Source organism: Shinella sp. GW821-FHT11G07 (assembly GCF_058808115.1).
Genome location: NZ_JBXARJ010000010.1, coordinates 208,949 through 229,293, shown reverse-complemented (window position 1 = coordinate 229,293; position 20,345 = coordinate 208,949). Strand labels below are relative to the sequence as shown.

Below are 20,345 nucleotides of genomic sequence, written 5' to 3'. Positions count from 1 at the left end.
AGGACGTTATCGCTAAACCGCCGCACGCGTTTACGCGACACGCTTTAATGGTAGCGACGAATAAGCCCGACGAGCTTGCCCTGAATCTTGACGCGGTCCGGTCCGAAAATACGGGTTTCATAGGCCGGATTGGCGGCCTCAAGCGCGATGGATGCGCCCTTGCGGCGGAAGCGCTTCAACGTCGCTTCCTCGTCATCGACCAGCGCCACGACGATTTCACCGGGATTGGCAGTATTCGCATTGCGAATGATGACGGTGTCGCCGTCGAGGATGCCGGCCTCGATCATCGAATCGCCCTTGACCTCCAGCGCATAATGCTCCCCGCCGCCGATCATTTCAGCCGGCACGGTGATTTCATGGGTATTGTTCTGGATCGCCGAGATGGGCACACCCGCCGCGATGCGTCCCATGACCGGCACGGAAACGGAGGAGGGCATGTCTGCCTGGCTCGACGTTCGCTGGGGCGGAGCGGCCGGCACCGGCTGCTTGCCAAGGCTTCCCTCGATGACCGACGGAGAAAAACCGCGCCGCGGCTGAAGACTGGGCGAATAGGCCTCCGGAAGTTTGATGACCTCCAGCGCGCGCGCGCGGTTTGGCAGTCGCCGAATGAAGCCGCGCTCTTCGAGCGCCGTGATGAGCCGGTGAATACCCGATTTCGAGGCGAGATCCAGAGCATCCTTCATTTCGTCGAAGGACGGCGGTATGCCGGATTCCTTCATCCGTTCATGGATGAACAAGAGAAGTTCCTGTTGCTTACGTGTCAACATCGCCGTCCACCCCAGAATCGTGAAACAAATATAGAACATACACTATCTGTTCCATATGTGTTCTGCAAGGGCTTGCGCTTACAGAAGCTTTTCACACGGGCAGGAGTTGGTGTGGATTTTGCCTTTCCCGGCCGCCAGAATAGTCAAGGTTCTAATGCGCTGGAGGCGCGAACGCTAACCAGTGCTAGCTGCGGAAGTGGAGCTCCACTACTGCCATCATTGACGCCGCAGACCGCCGCATCCACATCCGTATGCATGGGCTTCGAGGCGCTACGCGTCACCAATATGGCGGAACAGTCAATATGTACCTGTATTCGATCCAGCGGGGTTCTTGCCGGTGGGCAGGCTGCGCATCTGTGGGTTTCGCCAACCACCCGCCCGGCCGGCAGCAGCGTTGGGCGTAGCGCCTAGCCGAATGAAACTGCAAAATCACATCGCGGGAAAGGCTGCGTCATTCACGCCGTGGCGACGAGGAAACGCGACACATGCCATGCACAGAAACTAACATTCATTTTTATATTTTAGGTCAGATACTCAAATGGTGAGCGCGCAGGGATTCGAACCCTGGACCTACTGATTAAAAGTCAGTTGCTCTACCGGCTGAGCTACACGCTCCCAGGCGGTGCGAAGACGCCCCGCGGAAGTGCGCGGAACATAGGCAGGAGGATTTGCCGGGTCAACCCGGAAAATGCGATGAAAAACAGCTTTTGCTGCATTTTGCCGCGTTCTCCAAAAGGTGATTGGCAGGAGAGGGCTTCGGCCGATACTAGGAAGCGCAAATGAAGGAGCGGACGGGGCGTTTTCGGGCCCGAACCGCTTTCCCGCCGTCGCGGAGTAGCCAGTGTCGATTGCCGATATTTCTCTTCTAAGTGCGCTGCTTGCCGGAGCGCTGTCGTTTCTGTCGCCCTGCGTGCTGCCGCTCGTGCCGCCCTATCTGTGTTATATGGCAGGCATTTCCGTGGATCAGTTCCGCGGCAACGATGCGGTCGCGGTCCGGCGGGACACGCGCGGGGCGGTGCTGCTGGCGGCGTTCTTCTTTACCCTGGGCTTTGCCACGGTTTTCGTGGCGCTGGGCGCCGGGGCATCGACGATCGGCATGGTGCTGCGCCGGCATCTCGACATCCTGGCGCAGATCGGCGGCGTCATTATCATCCTGATGGGACTGCATTTTCTCGGATTGCTGCGCATCGGGCTTTTTGCCCGCGAGGCGCGGTTTCAGGGCGGTGGCAAGCCGGCGACGGCATCGGGCGCCTATGTCATGGGGCTTGCCTTCGCCTTTGGCTGGACGCCTTGCATCGGCCCCGTCCTCGGGACGATCCTCGGCGTTGCGGCCGCGCGGGAAACGGTCAGCGACGGGGCGATGCTACTGGCCGTCTATTCGCTGGGCCTTGCCGTGCCGTTCTGGATCGCGGCCGGGTTTTCCGGCGCCTTCATGCGCTTCCTCCTGCGCTTTCGCCGGCATCTTGGCGCGGTGGAGAAGGTCATGGGCGTGCTGCTCGTCCTGACGGGCCTTGCCTTCATCTTCGGCTATATCAGCACGGTCGCCATCTGGTTCCAGCAAACGTTTCCCATTCTCTCGCAAATCGGCTAGAGCATTTCCAGCCGAAGCGGCACCGCTTCGGCCTCGGATAATGCGGCTAAAACAAATATCTAGAGCATTTCCGGTGAACCGGGGTTCTAGTCAGGGATATCATCCTCGGCAAGCGGGAGCGCGCCTCGGCCCATGGCGGACATCGTCGGACTCGTCCTGCCGTTCTTCGGCATGATCCTGCTGGGCTACGTGGTCGCCCGGATCACCAAGCAGCCGGTCGAAGCGCTTGGCTGGCTGAACACTTTCATCATCTATATCGCGCTGCCGGCGCTGTTCTTCAAACTGGTCGCAAAAACGCCGATCGAGCAGCTGACGCGCGTCGATTTCATCGTCGCCAACATCAGCGCGACCTATTTGGTTTTTGGACTGATCTTCGCCGTTGGCCTCTGGCTGCGCCGCGCGACGATCGGCGAGGCGACAATCCAGGGGCTCGCCGCCGCCTATGGCAATATAGGCTATATGGGGCCGGGGCTGGCGCTGCTCGCCTTTGGCGAACCGGCGGCCGTGCCGGTGGCGCTGGTCTTCTGCTTCGAGAACATGCTGCATTTCATGGTGGCGCCGGCGCTGATGGCCGTTGCGGGTGGCGAGAAACAGCCGGCGCTCCAGATTGCCGTCGGGGTGTTGCGCAAGATCGTCACGCACCCGTTCATCATCGCGACGGCTGCCGGGTTCGTTGCGGCCTTTGCCGGGCTCGAGGCGCCGGCGCCGCTGCAGCGGTTGATTGACTATCTCGCGCAGGCAGCAGCACCCTGCGCGCTCTTTGCCATGGGCGTCACGCTGGCGCTGCGGCCGCTGAAGCGCGTGCCGGTGGAAATCGGCTATATCGTGCCGGCGAAATTGCTGCTGCTGCCGGTAACAATGTACCTGGTGCTCGGCTTTGCCGGCAATTTCGATCCGGTCTGGGTGTTTACGGCGGTGCTTCTGGCAGCACTGCCGACAGCGACGAACGTCTTTGTTATCGGCCAGCAATATGGTGTTTGGCAGGAACGGGCGTCGGCGACCATTCTCATCACCACCGTGCTGTCTGTCGCCACGGTGACGATCCTGCTCTATCTCATCAAATCAGGCCTGCTTGTGGGCGACCCGTTCCCTTAGGTTTTCGCGAAACGTCTTCAGCGACCCGAGCGGTTCGATGCCCTCGCGCATGACGATGCTGCGCAACGGTCCAAGCGCTGAGAGCAGATGCAGGCCGGCGGAGCGCAGGAACTGCACGGGCAGGAAATCGGAAAGCAGCGAACGGTTCAGCAGGTCGACACTGACCGTGCGGGAGCGGATATCGGCCTGCCGTTTGCGGTCGAATCGATCACCCACGCCACCATAGTTTGCCGGCTCATCAATCCGGATAAGGTCTTTCAGCGCCATGATATCGCGCAGGCTGAGATTGAGGCCCTGGGCGCCAATCGGCGGAAAGGCGTGCGCAGCCTCGCCGACCAGCACGAAACGGCCCTTGCCGAAGTGATTGGCGGTCATGCCGGAAAGCGGAAAACTCTGGGCGCTGCCTTCCACCGTGACCTTGCCGAGCATGGATTGCATGCGCTCCTCGACGGCGCGGCTGAGATCGGCGACGGAGAGTTCGCGCAGGCGATTCGCCTCCTTCGGCGGCAGCACCCAGACCAGGCTGGAGCGGCGGCCGGGCAGGGGAACCTGCGTGAAGGGGCCGCTTTCCGTGTGGAATTCCGTCGAGACATTGCCGTGCGGGCGCTCATGCGCAAAATTGAGCACGAGGGCGGATTGCGGATAGGACCAGGCGCGCACGCTGATTCCGGCGCCGTCGCGGATGCGCGATTTCCTGCCATCCGCACCAACGACGAGGGCGGCGGTCACGCGTTCGCCGCTGTCGAGAGCCAGTTCGACGCCGGTTTCGAAGCTGTTGGCGGCGGTGACACCATCCTCCAGGCGCACGATATTGCCGTCGGCGGCGATGCGCGCATCGAGAATGTCGAGGAATGGCGCATTCGGAATGTTGTAGCCGAAAGCCGGCAGGTCGACCTCGCTGGCGCGGAAAGCGACCGGCGGGGCACGCAGGAGGCGCGCCGTGCCGTCAAGGATCTGCATGGTTTCGAGCGCGGCGGCATGGCGCGCGAGGTCATCCCAAAGACCGAGCGTCTTCAGGAAGGCGATGGACTGGTCCATGAGGGCTGTGGTGCGGCCGTCTTTGGTGCGCGTGGGCGGCGCGATCAGCGCGATGCTGCGGCCCGAATCGGAAAGCGCCAAAGCCGCCAGGCTGCCGGCCAGGCCGGCGCCGACAATCGCGATATCGAACTGTCTCATGACCGATCTCCGAAATATCAAAGTGTTACCCACAGATTTGCGGTGCTTGTACTTCGGGAAAGGTAGGCCGGCAAAGAGGCAATTTCCATGGGGTGAATCGGCGCAGGGCAGAAACTCGCCTGGAAAGCGCCGGTTTTTCACTGGCGATGACGGGCAATCAATGCATATTACCGGCAGTGACCGCGCAAGAGGGCGTGCTCGGCGAGTTGCGGCCGAAGAAAAGCCCCAAGGGATGGACTGCGAACGGCAATGAAGTTTTTCAACTACAAGCGCGTGCCCTATGCGGAAATTCGCGCCTTTTCCGTCCATATCCTGACGGCGTCGGGCTCGTTCCTGGCCTTTCTCGGCGTCGTCGCAGCCGCGGAACATCGCTTCGTCGATATGTTCTGGTGGCTTGGTCTGGCGCTGCTCGTCGATGGCATCGACGGGCCGATCGCTCGCAAGGTGCGCGTCAAGGAAGTGCTGCCGAACTGGTCCGGCGATACGCTGGACAATGTCATCGACTACGTGACCTATGTGCTGCTACCGGCCTTCGCGCTCTACCAGAGCGGCATGATCGGCGAGCCGTGGTCCTTCGTGGCGGCGGGTGCCATCGTGGTGTCGAGCGCGATCTACTATGCCGACATGGGCATGAAGACGGATGAATATTTCTTTTCCGGCTTCCCGGTCGTCTGGAACATGGTGGTGTTCACGCTCTTCGTCATCCAGGCGAGCGAACTGACGGCATCGATCATCGTCTTCGTTTCCGTCTTCCTCACCTTCATGCCGATCAACTTCCTGCACCCCGTGCGGGTCCAGCGGCTGCGGCCCATCAATCTCGCCGTCTTCTTCCTGTGGTCGCTGCTCAGCGGCTATGCGCTTCTCCTGCATTTCGACACGCCGGCCTGGGTCGTCTGGGGTGTCGTGGGCACGGGTCTTTACCTCTATGTCATCGGCGCCGTGCTGCAGGCGATTCCGAGCCTCGGCCGGTAACAGAACAATCGGGAGATAAGCATGACCAAGGCGATCGTCATCCGCAGTCTCGGCGGCCCCGACGTGCTGAAGCTCGAGGACGTTGCGCTCGATGCTCCAGGTCCGGGCGAAGTGCAGATCAGGCAGGCCGCGGTCGGGCTCAATTTCATCGACGTCTATTTCCGCACCGGCCTCTACAAGGCGGAGCCGCCGTTCATTCCGGGCAAGGAAGGTGCGGGCACGATCACTGCACTCGGCGAGGGTGTCACGGATTTTGCCATCGGCGACCGCGTGGCCTATGCCTCGGCGGACGGCGCCTATGCGGCCGAGCGGAACGTCGCGACGAAGCATCTGGTGAAGGTGCCGGACGGCATTTCGCTCGAAACGGCGGCGGCGATGATGCTGAAGGGCATGACGGCGCAATATCTGCTGCTTCAGACCTACCAGGTGAAGCCCGGCAGCGTGATCCTGTTTCATGCCGCAGCGGGCGGTGTCGGCCTCATTGCGGGGCAATGGGCGAAGGCGCTCGGCGCAACGGTGATCGGGACGGCCGGTTCGCAGGCCAAGATCGATCTGGCGCTCGCGCATGGCTACGACCATGTCATCAACTACGGCACGGAAGATTTTTCCGCGCGGGTGCGTGAGTTGACGGACGGCGCGGGTGTCGACGTCGTCTACGATTCCGTCGGCAAGGATACGTTCCCGAAATCGCTGGACTGCCTGAAGCCGCGCGGCCTGTTCGTCAGCTTCGGCAATTCCTCCGGGCCGGTCGATGCCTTCAACATGGGCTTGCTTGCGCAGAAGGGCTCGCTCTACGCGACGCGGCCGACACTCTTCGCTTACATTGCGACGCGCGCTGCACTCGATGCATGTGCAAACTCGCTCTTTGATATTGTGCAAAGCAACAAAGTGCGTATCAATATTCATCAGACTTATCCGTTGGCCGAGGCCGGCCGAGCGCACACGGATCTGGAAGCAAGAAAAACGAGTGGAACGACATTGCTCATTCCCTGACACGACCCGAACGGGCGGCAAGGGCTGAGATGGCAGGAAAGAGGGGCAGAGTGTCAGCCGTTGGAGCATCCGGGGGCAGGGGCAGCGCATTGCTGGCTGTCCGCAGCCTGACAAAGCTATTCGGTTCGTTTGCCGCGTGTAACGGCATCGACCTAGAGATTCAGCCCGGAGAAATCCACGCCCTTTTGGGCGAAAACGGTGCGGGCAAATCCACCCTCGTCAAGATGCTTTTTGGCGTGTTGGCGCCGACCAGCGGCGATATCCTGTGGAAGGGCGAACCCGTCCGCATACCAAGCCCCGGTGCTGCGCGCCGCCTCGGCATCGGCATGGTTTTCCAGCATTTTTCGCTGTTCGAGGCGCTAACGGTCGCGGAGAATATCGCGCTGTCTCTGAGCCCCGGCATTTCGCTGTCCAAGGTGGCGGAAGAGGCCTCGCGCCTGTCGCATCTCTACGGCCTGCCGCTCGATCCGAAGGCCCATGTCGCCGATCTCTCGGTCGGCGAGCGCCAGCGCATCGAGATCGTGCGGGCGCTGTTGCAGAACCCGGAACTGATCATCCTCGACGAGCCGACCTCCGTGCTGACGCCGCAGGAGGCCGACCGGCTGTTCGAAACGCTCGCCAAGCTGAAGGCCGAGGGGCGCTCGGTGCTTTATATCAGCCACCGGCTGGAAGAGGTGCAGCGCATCTGCGACCGTGCGACCGTGCTGCGCCACGGCAAGGTGACCGGCGCCTGTGATCCGCGCCAGGAAACTCCGGCCTCGCTGGCCCGCATGATGGTCGGCAGCGACGTCGCCTCGGTGACGGCGGCCGGTACCAACACCAAGGGCGAGGTTCTGCTCGAAGCCCGACATCTCAGCGTGCCGGCGCGCACGCCCTTCGCCGTTACGCTGAAGAATGTCTGTCTGAAGGTGCGGGGCGGCGAGGTTCTGGCCATCGCCGGCGTCGCCGGCAACGGCCAGGGCGAGCTTTTCGATACGCTTTCCGGCGAGTATCCGGCGGCGGACGCGTCGGCCGTCTTCATTCGCGGCAAGGCCGCCGGCAATCTCGGCATCACGGCGCGGCGTCTGATGGGTGCGGGGTTTGTGCCGGAGGAGCGCCATGGCCATGCGGCCGTTCCGGCGCTGCCACTCTCCGACAACCTCGTTCTGGCACGCAGCCAGTCGGACCGGAAAACCTTTCTGGCCGGCGGCCTGCTCGGCATCATCCGCCAGGCCGTCGTGCGCATCGCCTCGAAGCGCATTTCCGAAACGATGGACGTGCGCAAGAGCGGCGAAAACCCGGCAGCCGGCTCACTGTCGGGCGGCAACCTGCAAAAATACATTGTCGGCCGCGAACTCGACCGTCAACCGGCGGTGCTGATCGTCAACCAGCCGACCTGGGGCGTGGATGCCGGTGCTGCAAGCCGTATCCGTCAGGCGCTGGTCGATCTCGCCAAATCCGGCTCGGCGGTGCTGGTGATCAGCCAGGACCTCGACGAAATCTTTGAAGTCGCCACCGAAATCGCCGTCGTCAACGAGGGGCGGCTTTCCGATGCTTACCCGGCTCATGAACTGACGCGCGAAAAGATTGGCCTGCTCATGGGCGGCATGTACGGCAAGACGGAAGGCGAGGTGGCCCATGCACATTGAACTTGAAAAACGCGCCAATCCCTCGACGCTGTTCTCCCTCCTGTCGCCGTTCATCGCGCTGGCGCTGACCATAATTGCCGGCGGCATCATGTTCGCGCTTCTCGGCAAAAGCCCGACATCCGCGCTCTACAGCTTCTTCATCGAACCGCTGCTCGACGTCTGGTCGCTGCACGAGATCGCCATCAAGGCAGCGCCGCTGATCCTGATCGGCGCCGGCCTGTCGATCTGCTACCGTTCGAACAACTGGAATATCGGTGCCGAGGGCCAGTTCATCGCCGGCGCCATTGCCGGCGCCATCGTGCCCGTCGTTTTTCATGAATGGCATTCGTCGCTCGTCCTGCCCCTGATGCTGATCTTCGGCATGATCGGCGGCGCGCTTTATGCCGGCATTCCCGCCTTCCTCAAGGCGCATATGAACACCAACGAGATCCTGACGAGCCTGATGCTGGTCTATATCGCCCAGCTCTTCCTCGACTGGCTGGTGCGTGGACCCTGGCGCAGCCCGGATGCCTATAATTTCCCGGTAACGCGGGATTTCGCGCCGGAAGCGATCCTGCCGGAAATGATCGCGTCGGGCCGCGCCAATCTTGGCTTCGCCTTTGCCATCATCGCCGCCATCGGGCTGTGGATCATGATGCGCTACACACTGAAGGGTTTTGAGATCACCGTGCTCGGCCAATCGGAGCGGGCAGGGCGTTTTGCCGGCTTCTCCTCCAAGCGCATGATCTGGTTCTCGATGCTGCTCTCCGGCGCTTTCGCTGGCCTTGCCGGCATTTCGGAGGTCAGCGGCACCATCGGCAAGCTGCAACCGATCATCTCGCCCGGCTATGGCTTCACCGCGATCATCGTTGCCTTTCTTGGCCGCCTCAATCCGCTCGGCATCGTCGCCGCCGGCCTGTTCCTGGCGCTGACCTATGTGGGTGGTGAGGCGGTGCAGCTGACGCTGAGCGTTTCCGACAAGGTCACGCGGGTCTTCCAGGGCTTGCTGCTGTTCTTCGTGCTCTCCTGCGACACGCTGATCCAGTACAAGATCCGGCTGGTCTTCTCCCGCTTCCGCCAATCCAGCGAAGGAGCGCACTGATGGGTATCATCGAAGCGATCCTGCTCACCGTCATCACCGCGGCGACGCCGCTGGTGCTGGCCTCGCTCGGCGAGCTCGTTGCCGAACGCTCGGGCGTGCTCAATCTCGGCGTCGAGGGCATGATGGTGATGGGGGCGGTGCTCGCCTTCGCCGCAACGCAGGCGACGGGCTCGCCCTATATCGGCATCCTTGCCGGCATTGCCTGCGGCGCGCTGTTCTCGCTGCTGTTCGGCTTCCTGACGCTGACGCTCGTCGCCAACCAGGTGGCGACGGGTCTGGCGCTCACCATTCTCGGTCTGGGCGTATCCGGCCAGATCGGCGAGCCCTATGTCGGCATGTCCGGCATCAAGCTGCAGCCGATCGTCATTCCGCTGCTGTCCGATATCCCGTTCCTGGGACCGCTGCTGTTCAAGCAGGATCTGGTCTTCTACCTGTCGATCGCGCTGGTCTTCGGCGTGAATTGGTTCCTGTTCAAGAGCCGCGCCGGCCTGAAGCTGCGCGCCATCGGCGACAGCCATGGTTCGGCCCATGCGCTCGGCATCCATGTCATCCGCACGCGCTATCTCGCCGTGATGTTCGGTGGCGCCTGTGCCGGCCTTGCCGGTGCGCAGCTGTCGCTCGTCTACACGCCGCAGTGGGTGGAAAACATGTCGGCCGGGCGCGGCTGGATCGCGCTGGCGCTCGTCGTCTTCGCCTCGTGGCGGCCCTGGCGGCTGCTGGCGGGCGGTTATCTCTTCGGCGCGGTGTCGATCAGCCAGTTGCACGCTCAGGCGCTCGGCATCGGCATCCCGTCGCAGTTCCTGTCGGCTCTTCCCTATCTCGCCACGGTTATCGTACTAATCCTGATATCACACAATCGGCGCATGACGCTGATCAACACGCCTGCCTCTCTCGGCAAGCCGTTTGTGCCCGATCGGTGAGAAGAACAAGAAGAAACAACCACTCCTAACCTACAGAGGATAAAATGAAGAAAATCATTCTCGCTCTCGCCTCGTCGGCCGCCGTTCTCGGCTTTGCCGCCGCAGCCAGCGCCCAGGATACAACAAAGATCTGCTTTATCTATGTCGGCTCCAAGACCGATGGCGGCTGGACCCAGGCGCACGATATCGGCCGCCAGGCGCTCCAGGCGGAGTTCGGCGACAAGATCGAAACGCCGTTCCTCGAAAACGTGCCGGAAGGCCCGGATGCCGAGCGCGCGATCGAGCGCATGGCCCGCTCCGGCTGCGCGCTTGTCTTCACCACCTCGTTCGGCTTCATGGACGCCACGATCAAGGTCGCGGAAAAATTCCCGGACGTGAAGTTCGAGCATGCGACGGGCTTCAAGTCGGCCGCCAATGTCGGCACCTACAATGCGCGCTTCTATGAAGGCCGCTACATTCAGGGCGTGATTGCCGCGAAGATGTCCCAAAAGGGTGTTGCCGGCTATATCGCCTCGTTCCCGATCCCGGAAGTCGTGATGGGCATCAACTCCTTCGTTCACGGCGCCCAGTCGATCAACCCGGACTTCAAGGTCAAGGTCATCTGGGCCAACACCTGGTTCGACCCCGGCAAGGAAGCCGACGCGGCCAAGGCGTTGATCGACCAGGGCGTCGACATCCTGACGCAGCACACCGACACCACCGCGCCGATGCAGGTCGCGGCTGAGCGCGGCATCAAGGCCTTCGGCCAGGCATCGGACATGATCAAGGCAGGCCCGGAAACGCAGCTGACGGCGATCGTCGACACCTGGGGCGCCTACTACATCAAGCGCACCAAAGCCGTTCTCGACGGCACCTGGAAGCCGGAACCGGTCTGGGACGGCCTGAAGGACGGCATTCTCACCATGGCGCCCTACACCAACATGCCGGATGACGTGAAGAAGCTGGCGGAAGAGGCGGAAGCCAAGATCCGCTCGGGCGAACTGCACCCCTTCACCGGCCCGATCAAGAAGCAGGACGGCTCGGACTGGCTGGCTGCCGGCGCCGTCTCCGACGACGGCACGCTGCTCGGCATGAACTTCTACATCGCCGGCGTGGACGATCAGCTGCCGAAGTAAGCGGCAACGCACGGATCATAAGAAAGGCGCCCCGTTCGGGGCGCCTTTTGTTTGTGGCAAGAGAATTCCTGTCAAAGCTGCTGCGGGGACGAGAGGACGGCTAGTGGAAGATGCCGCTCTGTTCCTTCCAGCGATAATGCCCTTCTTCGCCATCCATCAAGGCGCGAACTTGCGGATGACGGATCGGCTTGTCGCTGTCGTCGGCAACGAGATTCTGCTCGGAGACATAGGCGACATATTCCGAATCGTCGTTTTCCGCGAAGAGATGGTAGAAGGGCTGATCCTTCGAGGGCCGGATTTCGGCCGGAATGGCGTTCCACCACTCTTCGGTGTTGGAGAATTCCGGATCGACATCGAAGATCACGCCACGGAAGGGAAAAACCTTGTGGCGGACCACGTCGCCGATTGCAAATTTTGCGTCACGCATCTTCATGGCGTACCTACCTTTCCCTGCATATTTGGGTAATTGCGCAAAAACATCAATAGTTCCGCCTCTTCATACGTTCTTCATGCAGAGGTTTGCGGTGCTTGCGCGCCCATGCGTTTCGGCGTACCTCGAAGGGCAACGTCTCAGGCGGGTTGGATGGCATGAACGATCAATGGGGCAGGAGCGGTAGCGGGCGGCCGGCAAGCGGCGGTGGTATTGGCGGCATCCTGTTTGCCTCCGTGGTCAGCCTGGCGCTGGGGGCGGCGGGCGGCTATGGCGCGTTTCGCATGATGGATGGCGCCGTTCCCACCAACGAAATCGAAGCGCGCGACCAGCGCATTGCCGACCTTGCCAAGGAGCTCGATGCGCGCGTGGCTCAGGTCGAGGAAAACACCCAGAAAGCCCAGGCCCTGAGCGAGGAGAACGGCGCGCTGCAGCGCCAGCTCGACGCCCTGCGCAAGAATGCCGGAACCGGCGATGCCGCCGTGGCGCTGGCCGAAAACGCCCGGCTGACCGAGACGGTGGTACCGGAACTCAGGAACGAACTGGAACTGGCAAAGCAGCTCGTGGCCGACGCCGAGGCGCTGAAGACGCGGGCCGAGGAAGCGGTTCGCGATCGTGACCGGCAGCTCTCGCTGCGGGCCGACGAAATCGCCCGGCTGGAAAAAGCCCTGACCGCTGCCCGCAATCAGCAGACCAGCTCGCAAAGCGCCGAGAAGGACCGCCAGGCGGCAGAGGATGCCTTGCGGCGCGAACTCGAGGAGGCGCAGCGCGCCCAGGACACGATCCGCACGACGGATCTGCCGGCGCTCCGCGACGAGATTGCCCGCAAGGACAAGGAGATCGCCGAACTCAAGACGCGCAACGTATCGCTGACGGCGCGCATCAGCGCGCTTGAGAGTGCTGCGCGCGCCGCCACCGTGCGGGGCGAACCGGAGGGCGGCGGCAACAAGCCGGTGGTGATCGACAATCAAAAGCCCGGCCAGGCGCGCAACCCGCGCAGCGCGGTGCTGGTGGCACTGGCGATCGACAACACGCCCGGCCTCGACCGATTGAGCAGTGCGCAACGCGCCCAACTTGAACAAACGCTGGTCTCCGGGGAATGTGTGACCAAGGCGCTCAGCGGCGCGTTGCGGCGCGTACCGGTTCTGGCGCTGCGCAACCTGATGCGCGACCTCGACAGCGACTGCTAGTTTCTCGGCGGTTCGGCCGCCGCCTCTGGGAAGGAGATTTTGATGAAGCGATCTGTTCTTTCGGCCGCACTTGGCCTTGCGCTGTCCGCGAGCGGGGTTTTGGCGCAGGAATTCGACCGCAACATCATGACCGGCGGTCCGCAGGGCACCTATATCAAGATCGGCCGCGACCTTGCCACGCTGGGCGCCGAGTGCGGGCTGAAGCTCAACGTCGTCGAAAGTGCCGGCTCGCTGGAGAACTTCGTCGGCGTGCGCAACCGGCGCAACACGCAGTTCGGCATCGTGCAGAGCGATGTGCTGGAATACCTGAAGACCTTCGAGGCCAACGACCCGGAGGTGCAGAAGGCCGTGAAGGGCGTGCGCATCATGTTCCCGCTCTACAACGAGGAAATCCACGTCCTGGCGCGCAAGGACATCAACAGCATGAAGGACCTTGCCGGAAAGAAGATCGCCGTCGGCAAGAAGGATTCGGGCACGTTTCTGACCGCGACGCTCATCATGGACATCCTTCAGGTGAAGGCCGGCGCGCGCATGGACATCAACCCCGACGAGGCGCTGCCGAAACTGCTGTCCGGCGAGATCGACGCCTTCTTCTACGTCGCGGGCGCCCCTGCCGCGCTGTTTTCCGGCGACACGATCGACAAGACGAAGTTCCACCTCGTGCCGATCACCGAGGCGCCGCTGCTGGCGACCTACACGCCGTCGCGCATCGAGGCCGGTACCTATTCTTTCCAGGACCAGCCGGTTGATCTCATTGCCGTCAAGGCCGTGATGATGACCTATGACTACGACGTCAAGCGCAACGCCTATCACCGCGACAGCTGCAAGACCGTCTCCGATTTCTCCAGCCTCATCCTCAGTGGCCTCGACAAACTCAGGACAACCGGCCACCCGAAGTGGAAGACCGTGGACCTGACGGCGCTGCCGCCAGGCTGGCAGGTCGGGGTCTGCGTGAAGGCCGGCATGGCGATGGACTACAAGCCCGCCTGCAAGCCGGCCGCCGGCAACGCCACCGACGGCGCTGCGGATGATTCCAACGAGGAATACCTGAACCTCCTGAAGCAGCGGCTCCAGCAATAACATCCTGAAAAGTGACAACAAAAAACCCGGCCATTGGCCGGGTTTTTCGTCTGAAGGTCCTCCCGTCCGAAGACGGGAGCGCCGATCAGGCGGAGTAGTACATGTCGAACTCGACCGGGTGCGGGGTCATTTCGTAACGCATGACTTCCACCATCTTCAGCTCGATGTAGGAATCGATCTGGTCGTCGTCGAACACGCCGCCGGCGGTCAGGAACTTGCGATCCTTGTCGAGGCTTTCGAGGGCTTCGCGCAACGAGCCGCAGACGGTCGGGATCTTCTTGAGTTCCTTCGGCGGCAGGTCGTAGAGATCCTTGTCCATGGCCTTGCCCGGATGGATCTTGTTCTTGATGCCGTCGAGGCCAGCCATCAGCATGGATGCAAAGCCGAGATAGGGGTTGCCGAGCGGGTCAGGGAAGCGGATTTCGACGCGCTTGGACTTCGGGCCCGTGCCGAACGGAATGCGGCACGATGCCGAGCGGTTGCGGGCCGAATAGGCCAGTAGAACCGGTGCTTCATAACCCGGGACGAGACGCTTGTAGGAGTTCGTCGTCGGGTTGGTGAAGGCGTTGATCGACTTGGCGTGCTTGATGATGCCGCCGATGAAGTAGAGGCAGCTTTCCGACAGGCCGGCATATTCGTCGCCGGCGAAGGTCGGCTTCGAGTCCTTCCAGATCGACAGGTGGACGTGCATGCCCGAGCCGTTGTCGCCGAAAATCGGCTTCGGCATGAAGGTTGCCGTCTTGCCATAGGCATTGGCGACCTGGTGCACGACGTACTTGTAGATCTGCACCTTGTCGGCGCTGCGCACCAGCGTGTCGAACTTGACGCCGAGTTCGTGCTGGGCGGCCGCCACTTCGTGGTGCTGCTTTTCGACGGTGACGCCCATCTCGGTCAGCACGGTCAGCATTTCCGAGCGCATGTCCTGGCACGAGTCGACCGGCGGAACCGGGAAGTAGCCGCCCTTGACGCGCGGACGATGGCCGAGGTTGCCGGTCTCGTAGTCGGTGTCGTCGTTGGACGGCAGTTCGGACGAGTCGAGCTTGAAGCCCGTGTTGTACGGGTCGGCCTTGTACTTGACGTCGTCGAAGACGAAGAATTCCGGCTCTGGGCCGGCATAGACCGTGTCGCCGATACCGGATGCCTTGAGGTAGGCTTCGGCCTTCTTGGCGGTGCCGCGCGGGTCGCGGTTGTAGGATTCGCCCGAGACCGGGTCGAGAATGTCGCACATGATGACGAGCGTCGACTGCGCGAAGAACGGATCGACGTGGACCGTCGCCGGATCGGGCATCAGCACCATGTCGGACTCGTTGATCGCCTTCCAGCCGCCGATCGAGGAACCGTCGAACATGACGCCATCCGCGAACATGTCTTCATCGACGATGCCGACGTCCATCGTGACGTGGTGCATCTTGCCGCGCGGGTCGGTGAAGCGCAGATCGACGAACTTTACATCATCTTCCTTGATTTGCTTGAGGATATCATTGGCAGTCGTCATGTTTTGCAGTCCCTGTGTGAGATGACGAGGTGGAAGCCTCGGCCGAACGGCCGGGCGGATTAGATGGCGTCGACGCCGGTTTCACCGGTGCGGATGCGGATGACTTCTTCGACGTTGGAGACAAAGATCTTGCCATCGCCGATGCGGCCGGTCTGGGCCGCGTTGCGGATCGCCTCGATGACGGCCTCCGCGTTCTCGTCCGCCAGCACGACCTCGACCTTCACCTTGGGCAGAAAGTCGACAACGTATTCGGCACCACGGTAAAGCTCCGTGTGCCCCTTCTGGCGTCCAAATCCCTTCGCCTCGGTGACCGTGATACCCTGCAGGCCAACTTCCTGAAGAGCCTCCTTCACCTCATCGAGCTTGAAGGGCTTGATGATCGCTTCGATCTTTTTCATGAGAAAATGTCTCTCCGCTTCTCCCGTTTGCGCAGGATTTCGCCCGCTGCTCACTTCAAATGCACATAACATGCCAAGTCTAGGCGTTATCTGTTCCAGATCAGGGAAAACCCCTCTCTTTCACCATAACGTTCGTCCTCACGCCGGGGATGATGGGGCTTTCCCGAAAAAAGGGCCAGCGGAATCTGCCTAAAAATTGTCACTTTCTGCGCCCGCGGACCGCCGCACCGGATTGCCGTGCCGAAGGGTGGCGCCAAAAGCTGCAAATCCGAGCATGCCGATTATGCAAATGCATAAAAAGAAGGCTAATTCCTTCACCGTCGGCATTGCGCTTGTCTGTCCCATGGCTTTGCGGGCATGGTGGGGCATGCACAGAGAAATCGATACGCTGATCCTCACGCCCGACGACATGGGCCGCATCGACCGCGACGCCGCCGCGTCGGGCCTTTCGAGCTACGGTCTGATGGAGCGGGCAGGGCAGGCGGTTGCCGCCGCCGCGCTTCGCCGCTTTCCGGGCGTCTTGCGCTTTGCCGTGCTGTGCGGGCCGGGCAACAATGGCGGCGATGGCTATGTCGCTGCGCGCGCCCTGCAGGAAGCCGGAGCCGCCATCGCCGTCTACGCTTTCGGCGATCCGGCGGCGCTGAATGGCGATGCGGCAGAAGCCTTTGTCCGTTTCAACGCTGCGGTCCTTCCCCTTGCCGATTACACACCCCTAGCTGGCGATGTCGTCATCGATGCGCTGTTCGGCGCGGGCCTGTCGCGCGATCTGCCCGACGCGGTCATCCGCACCATCGAGGCCGTGCGCAAAAACGTCCTGCCCGTCCTCGCCGTGGACCTGCCCTCCGGCATCGACGGCCGCACCGGCCAGGTGCGGGGGCAGGCCTTCGAGGCGGTGGCGACCGTCACCTTCATGTGCCGCAAGCCCGGCCATGTGTTGCTGCCCGGCCGGACGCTGGCCGGCGAGGTGGTGGTCTTCGATATCGGCATTCCCGGCCGCGTCCTCGCCCGGCATGCCGGCCACAGCCGGGTGAACACGCCCGCCCTCTGGCGGGTAGCCTTTCCCACCGAGACGGGCGCAACCCACAAATATGTGCGCGGCCATCTCGCTGTGTTCTCCGGCGGGGCGACAGCCACGGGGGCTGCACGGCTCTCCGCCATGGCCGGCCTGCGCGCCGGTGCCGGCCTCGTTACGCTGCTGTCGCCAAGCGACGCGCTCGCCACCAACGCGGCCCAGGTGACGAGCGTCATGCTCAAGCCGCTCGATAGCGAGAATGACCTTGCGGCCTTGCTGGCGGACGAGCGGCTGAAAACCTTCGTGCTTGGCCCAGGCTTCGGGGATATGGAAAAGGCAAGGCGCTATGTCCGCCGTCTCGCCGAAAGCGGTCGCCACCTCGTTCTGGACGCTGATGGCATCACCGCGTTTCGCGACGATCCTGTTTCGCTCTTCCGTCTCTTCGCCGCCTCCGGCACACGGCTGGTCTTGACACCGCATGACGGCGAGTTCGCACGACTTTTCCCCGATCTTGCCGCCGACAGAAGCCTTTCGAAGATCGAGCGCGCTCAGAAGGCCGCCGCCCGCAGCAATGCCGCCGTCGTCCTCAAGGGGGCTGATACGGTGATCGCCGCACCGGACGGCCGCGCCCTCGTCAACGAGAATGCGCCGCCCTGGTTGGCGACCGCCGGCTCCGGCGACGTGCTCGCCGGCATCGTCGGCGCCCACCTGACCCAGGGCATGCCCGCCTTCGAAGCCGCCGCCAGCGCCGTCTGGTGTCATGGTGAGGCCGGGCGAACAGCCGGCGAAGGGCTGACGGCCGAGGATCTCGTCAGCGCTCTGGGTGGCCTAAGCCAAATCTAGACATTGCATTGACGTCAAGTGAAGCGGCCTGCAGGCCTCAGGCACGCGTATCAACGCTCTGAATAGCTTCGATCAAATCTAATGACTTTGAGCGCCGGGCATTCCCCGTTAAGCAAATTCAGTAGAGGCGCGAGCGCGATCCGAAACGCTCTTGCCCCACAGCCCCGAAGCGGAAGACTGTCCCATGACTTTGATCGATATCGCGCTGCTCGTGCTCGTCGCCATTGTCTGGGGCTTCAATTTCGTTGTCATCAAAGTCGGCATCGAAAATTTCCCGCCGATCCTGTTTTCCGCACTGCGCTTCCTCTTTGCCGCCGTGCCGCTGGTGTTCTTCCTGCACCGTCCGGCAGTGTCCTGGCGGATCATCCTCGGCATCGGCCTTGTGCTGGGCGTGGTGAAATTCAGCCTGCTGTTCATCGGCATGGATGTCGGCGTGTCTGCCGGCCTTGCCTCGCTGCTCCTGCAATCACAAGCCTTCTTCACCGTCGCGCTCGCTGCCGTGTTCTACGGCACCCGCCCACGCCCGGCGCAGATCACCGGCATCCTCATCGCCTTTGCCGGCATGGCCGTGATCGCCACGACGGTGGACGGAAGCTTCACCTATCTCGGCCTCGCCCTGGTGATTGCTGCCGGCCTTGCCTGGGCCTTCTCGAACATGCTGACGCGCAAGGCCGGCAATGTCGACATGCTGGCGCTGATGGTCTGGGTGAGCCTCGTGCCGCCGATCCCGCTGGCGATCATCTCGCTGGCGACGGAAGGGCTGGACAGGGACATCGCCGCCCTCCAGGCACTCACCTGGCAGGGCGTCGGCGCGGTGGCCTATATCGCCTACATTGCCACGATCTTCGGATTCGGCGTCTGGGGCCTGATGATCCGAAAACACGGCGTCGCCACCGTCGCCCCGTTCTCGCTGCTCGTGCCGGTGTTCGGCATGAGCTTTTCGGCCCTGGCGCTCGGCGAGAGTTTTGGGCCTCAACGTCTCGCCGGCGCGGTCCTCGTCGTCTGCGGCCTCATCCTGACGGTGCTCGGCCCGCGACTGCTCGATCGCTTGCGCGCGTCGCCGTCGCCGCACAAGGCCGGATAGTCAGGCCCGTGGCTGGGTGCGCTTCTGCAACTCTCGCGCACCGTTCGGCGCATTCACCTTGCCGGAGGTGATGAAGAACGCAAAAACGTCGCGCGCTTTCTGGGCCGGTTTGGTGTCAGGGTCGTTCTTCGGCAGGTCCGATGGTTCGCCGCCGCTCGCCCAGTCCTTCAGCCGTGCCGCCCATTCGTCCAGCGCCTTTGGCGGATAGCAGGTCTCGATGTCGTCGGATCCCTTCTGCAGGCGCGCATAGACGAAATCCGCCGTCACGTCGGCGATCTCGGGATAATCTTCATGCTGCGCGTAGACGATCGCGGCCTTGTGCTTGCGGGCAAGGGCCGCGAATTCCGGCACGAGGAACGTATCGTTGCGCACTTCCAGCGCATGTTTCAGCGTCAGGCCATCCAGCTTTTCCGGCAGGAGTTTCAGAAAGCCCTCGAAATCCTCCGGCTCGAACTTCTTGGTCGGCGGGAACTGCCAGAGGATCGGCCCGAGGTGATCGCCGAGTTCGGTCAAACCCTGCGTCAGGAATTTTTCGACCGACTCGCCGCCATCGGCCAGAACCTTGCGGTTGGTCGTGAAACGGCTGGCCTTCAGCGAGAAGATAAACCCGTCCGGCACTTCGGAGGCCCATTTGGCGAAGGTCTCCGGCTTCTGTGAGCCGTAATAGGTGCCGTTGACCTCGATTGCCGTCAGTTCGCGGCTGGCGAATTCGAGCTGCCGCTTCTTCGTCAGTTTCTCCGGGTAGAACGTGCCTTCCCACGGATCGAAGGTCCAGCCGCCGATGCCGGTGCGAATGGTGCCGGATGTGCTCATGTCTTGCTCTCCTCGACAGACAGGATGGCGGCGCGGTTCACGCCGGCGCGATGAAAGGTTGCGAAATCTCCTGGAACACCGGCAGGGCCTCCATGCCGGTGCAGTGCGCGGCGAGCGCCGGATAGGCCGCTGGGTCGATAAGGCCCGGATGGGCCTCGCTGATATGCCGCCAGGCGCAGGCAACCGCAATGTCCGCATGGGTGATCCGGCCGAACCAGAACTGTCCGGGCCGCACGGCGCGCTCCGCATTGAGCGCGGTCAGCACCGTGCCAATCTGCGAACGGCAGCGTTCGGCGAAGTAGTCCGAGGGCGTTTGATGCAGATGCAGTTCGTAGAACAGGCTGACGCCCTTGTCGGCGAAGCCGGTGGCAAAGGTCATGACCTTCAGCGCCTGCCGCCGTTCCGGCTCGGCCTGCGGCAGCAGGCGCGTGTCTGCCGGAACAAGGCCGTCCACGTAGTCGAGGATCGAATTGCTGTCGGCCACGACGTCACCATCATCCAGCACCAGCGTCGGCACCCGCATCAGCGGATTGATCGCCTGCACCTTCTCGCCCTCGCTGAACACCGACCAGGGCCGATGCTCGAACGGCAGGCCGTAGAGCCGCATGGCAATCGCCACACGGCGTACATAGGACGAGTCGTACTGGCCGATCAGGATCATC

The 20,345-nt window shown here is 62.6% G+C and carries 19 protein-coding genes and 1 tRNA gene; 12 read left to right on the top strand and 8 right to left on the bottom strand.

The genetic code is table 11. The features are described from left to right. Positions 1-44 precede the first annotated feature (44 nt). Together lexA and AC1RT2_RS20705 are read right to left on the bottom strand one after the other, a co-directional pair. Entirely contained in the window at positions 45-767 is a 723-nt protein-coding gene (lexA, locus tag AC1RT2_RS20710; protein ID WP_069061403.1) for a transcriptional repressor LexA, read from the bottom strand. Positions 768-1,306: 539 nt separating this feature from the next. Then, positions 1,307-1,382: transfer RNA gene (locus AC1RT2_RS20705), tRNA-Lys, on the bottom strand. A gap of 226 nt (positions 1,383-1,608) precedes the next feature. On the opposite strand from AC1RT2_RS20705, the gene AC1RT2_RS20700 reads away from it, so the two are divergent. Both AC1RT2_RS20700 and AC1RT2_RS20695 read left to right on the top strand, forming a co-directional pair. Further along, positions 1,609-2,358: a cytochrome c biogenesis CcdA family protein gene (locus AC1RT2_RS20700; protein WP_069058837.1), complete on the top strand. Its 750-nt coding sequence runs from the start codon at positions 1,609-1,611 to the stop codon at positions 2,356-2,358. Between the two features lie 132 nt (positions 2,359-2,490). After that, positions 2,491-3,453, top strand: a complete 963-nt coding sequence (locus AC1RT2_RS20695; RefSeq protein ID WP_493104914.1) for an AEC family transporter — start codon at positions 2,491-2,493, stop codon at positions 3,451-3,453. Here AC1RT2_RS20695 and AC1RT2_RS20690 read toward each other — a convergent pair. Beyond that, positions 3,421-4,629, bottom strand: a complete 1,209-nt coding sequence (locus tag AC1RT2_RS20690; protein ID WP_493104911.1) for a UbiH/UbiF family hydroxylase — start codon at positions 4,627-4,629, stop codon at positions 3,421-3,423. The genes AC1RT2_RS20695 and AC1RT2_RS20690 overlap by 33 nt on opposite strands. A gap of 249 nt (positions 4,630-4,878) precedes the next feature. On the opposite strand from AC1RT2_RS20690, the gene pcsA reads away from it, so the two are divergent. From pcsA to AC1RT2_RS20660, 6 genes are read left to right on the top strand one after another with little or no spacing between them, the layout of a single operon-like run. Beyond that, a complete protein-coding gene (gene pcsA, locus AC1RT2_RS20685) occupies positions 4,879-5,601 on the top strand; it encodes a phosphatidylcholine synthase (RefSeq protein WP_493104909.1) in 723 nt (240 codons plus the stop codon). Positions 5,602-5,622: 21 nt separating this feature from the next. Further along, on the top strand, positions 5,623-6,594 hold the full coding sequence (locus tag AC1RT2_RS20680; protein WP_493104907.1) for a quinone oxidoreductase family protein: 972 nt from the start codon (positions 5,623-5,625) through the stop codon (positions 6,592-6,594). Between the two features lie 29 nt (positions 6,595-6,623). Continuing rightward, a complete protein-coding gene (locus AC1RT2_RS20675; protein WP_493104905.1) occupies positions 6,624-8,222 on the top strand; it encodes an ABC transporter ATP-binding protein in 1,599 nt (532 codons plus the stop codon). After that, positions 8,212-9,303, top strand: a complete 1,092-nt coding sequence (locus AC1RT2_RS20670; RefSeq protein WP_493104903.1) for an ABC transporter permease — start codon at positions 8,212-8,214, stop codon at positions 9,301-9,303. Before AC1RT2_RS20675 ends, AC1RT2_RS20670 begins: the two co-directional genes overlap by 11 nt. Further along, positions 9,303-10,223: an ABC transporter permease gene (locus tag AC1RT2_RS20665; RefSeq protein ID WP_493104900.1), complete on the top strand. Its 921-nt coding sequence runs from the start codon at positions 9,303-9,305 to the stop codon at positions 10,221-10,223. The genes AC1RT2_RS20670 and AC1RT2_RS20665 overlap by 1 nt, the downstream gene beginning before the upstream one ends. A 44-nt stretch (positions 10,224-10,267) precedes the next feature. After that, the gene (locus AC1RT2_RS20660; protein ID WP_493104898.1) at positions 10,268-11,338 is read left to right on the top strand and encodes a BMP family ABC transporter substrate-binding protein; all 1,071 of its coding nucleotides are present in this window, start codon (positions 10,268-10,270) and stop codon (positions 11,336-11,338) included. 100 nt (positions 11,339-11,438) lie between these two features. On the opposite strand, the gene hspQ is transcribed toward AC1RT2_RS20660, so the two are convergent. After that, positions 11,439-11,771, bottom strand: a complete 333-nt coding sequence (gene hspQ / locus AC1RT2_RS20655) for a heat shock protein HspQ (protein WP_069058846.1) — start codon at positions 11,769-11,771, stop codon at positions 11,439-11,441. Between the two features lie 155 nt (positions 11,772-11,926). On the opposite strand from hspQ, the gene AC1RT2_RS20650 reads away from it, so the two are divergent. Together AC1RT2_RS20650 and AC1RT2_RS20645 are read left to right on the top strand one after the other, a co-directional pair. Next, a complete protein-coding gene (locus AC1RT2_RS20650) occupies positions 11,927-12,958 on the top strand; it encodes a hypothetical protein (protein WP_493104896.1) in 1,032 nt (343 codons plus the stop codon). A 42-nt stretch (positions 12,959-13,000) separates the two neighbouring features. Next, positions 13,001-14,038 (top strand): TAXI family TRAP transporter solute-binding subunit, encoded by a 1,038-nt coding sequence (locus AC1RT2_RS20645; protein ID WP_493104893.1) that lies wholly within the window; start codon positions 13,001-13,003, stop codon positions 14,036-14,038. Positions 14,039-14,123: 85 nt separating this feature from the next. Here the strand turns inward: AC1RT2_RS20645 and glnA are convergent, their stop codons facing one another. Then, on the bottom strand, positions 14,124-15,533 hold the full coding sequence (gene glnA / locus AC1RT2_RS20640) for a type I glutamate--ammonia ligase (RefSeq protein ID WP_069058849.1): 1,410 nt from the start codon (positions 15,531-15,533) through the stop codon (positions 14,124-14,126). Positions 15,534-15,592: 59 nt separating this feature from the next. Then, on the bottom strand, positions 15,593-15,931 hold the full coding sequence (locus tag AC1RT2_RS20635; protein WP_003515720.1) for a P-II family nitrogen regulator: 339 nt from the start codon (positions 15,929-15,931) through the stop codon (positions 15,593-15,595). Between the two features lie 367 nt (positions 15,932-16,298). Between AC1RT2_RS20635 and AC1RT2_RS20630 the strand changes: the two genes are divergently transcribed. Both AC1RT2_RS20630 and AC1RT2_RS20625 read left to right on the top strand, forming a co-directional pair. Continuing rightward, positions 16,299-17,786 carry an NAD(P)H-hydrate dehydratase gene (locus tag AC1RT2_RS20630; RefSeq protein WP_493104973.1) on the top strand — a complete coding sequence of 496 codons (1,488 nt, stop codon included), beginning with the start codon at positions 16,299-16,301 and terminating at the stop codon, positions 17,784-17,786. A 184-nt stretch (positions 17,787-17,970) separates the two neighbouring features. Next, on the top strand, positions 17,971-18,870 hold the full coding sequence (locus AC1RT2_RS20625; protein ID WP_493104890.1) for an EamA family transporter: 900 nt from the start codon (positions 17,971-17,973) through the stop codon (positions 18,868-18,870). Here AC1RT2_RS20625 and AC1RT2_RS20620 read toward each other — a convergent pair whose 3' ends face one another. Next, positions 18,871-19,683 carry a DUF72 domain-containing protein gene (locus AC1RT2_RS20620; RefSeq protein ID WP_493104888.1) on the bottom strand — a complete coding sequence of 271 codons (813 nt, stop codon included), beginning with the start codon at positions 19,681-19,683 and terminating at the stop codon, positions 18,871-18,873. It abuts the gene before it with no gap. A gap of 37 nt (positions 19,684-19,720) precedes the next feature. Beyond that, the gene (locus AC1RT2_RS20615; RefSeq protein ID WP_493104886.1) at positions 19,721-20,344 is read right to left on the bottom strand and encodes a glutathione S-transferase family protein; all 624 of its coding nucleotides are present in this window, start codon (positions 20,342-20,344) and stop codon (positions 19,721-19,723) included. Position 20,345 lies beyond the last annotated feature (1 nt).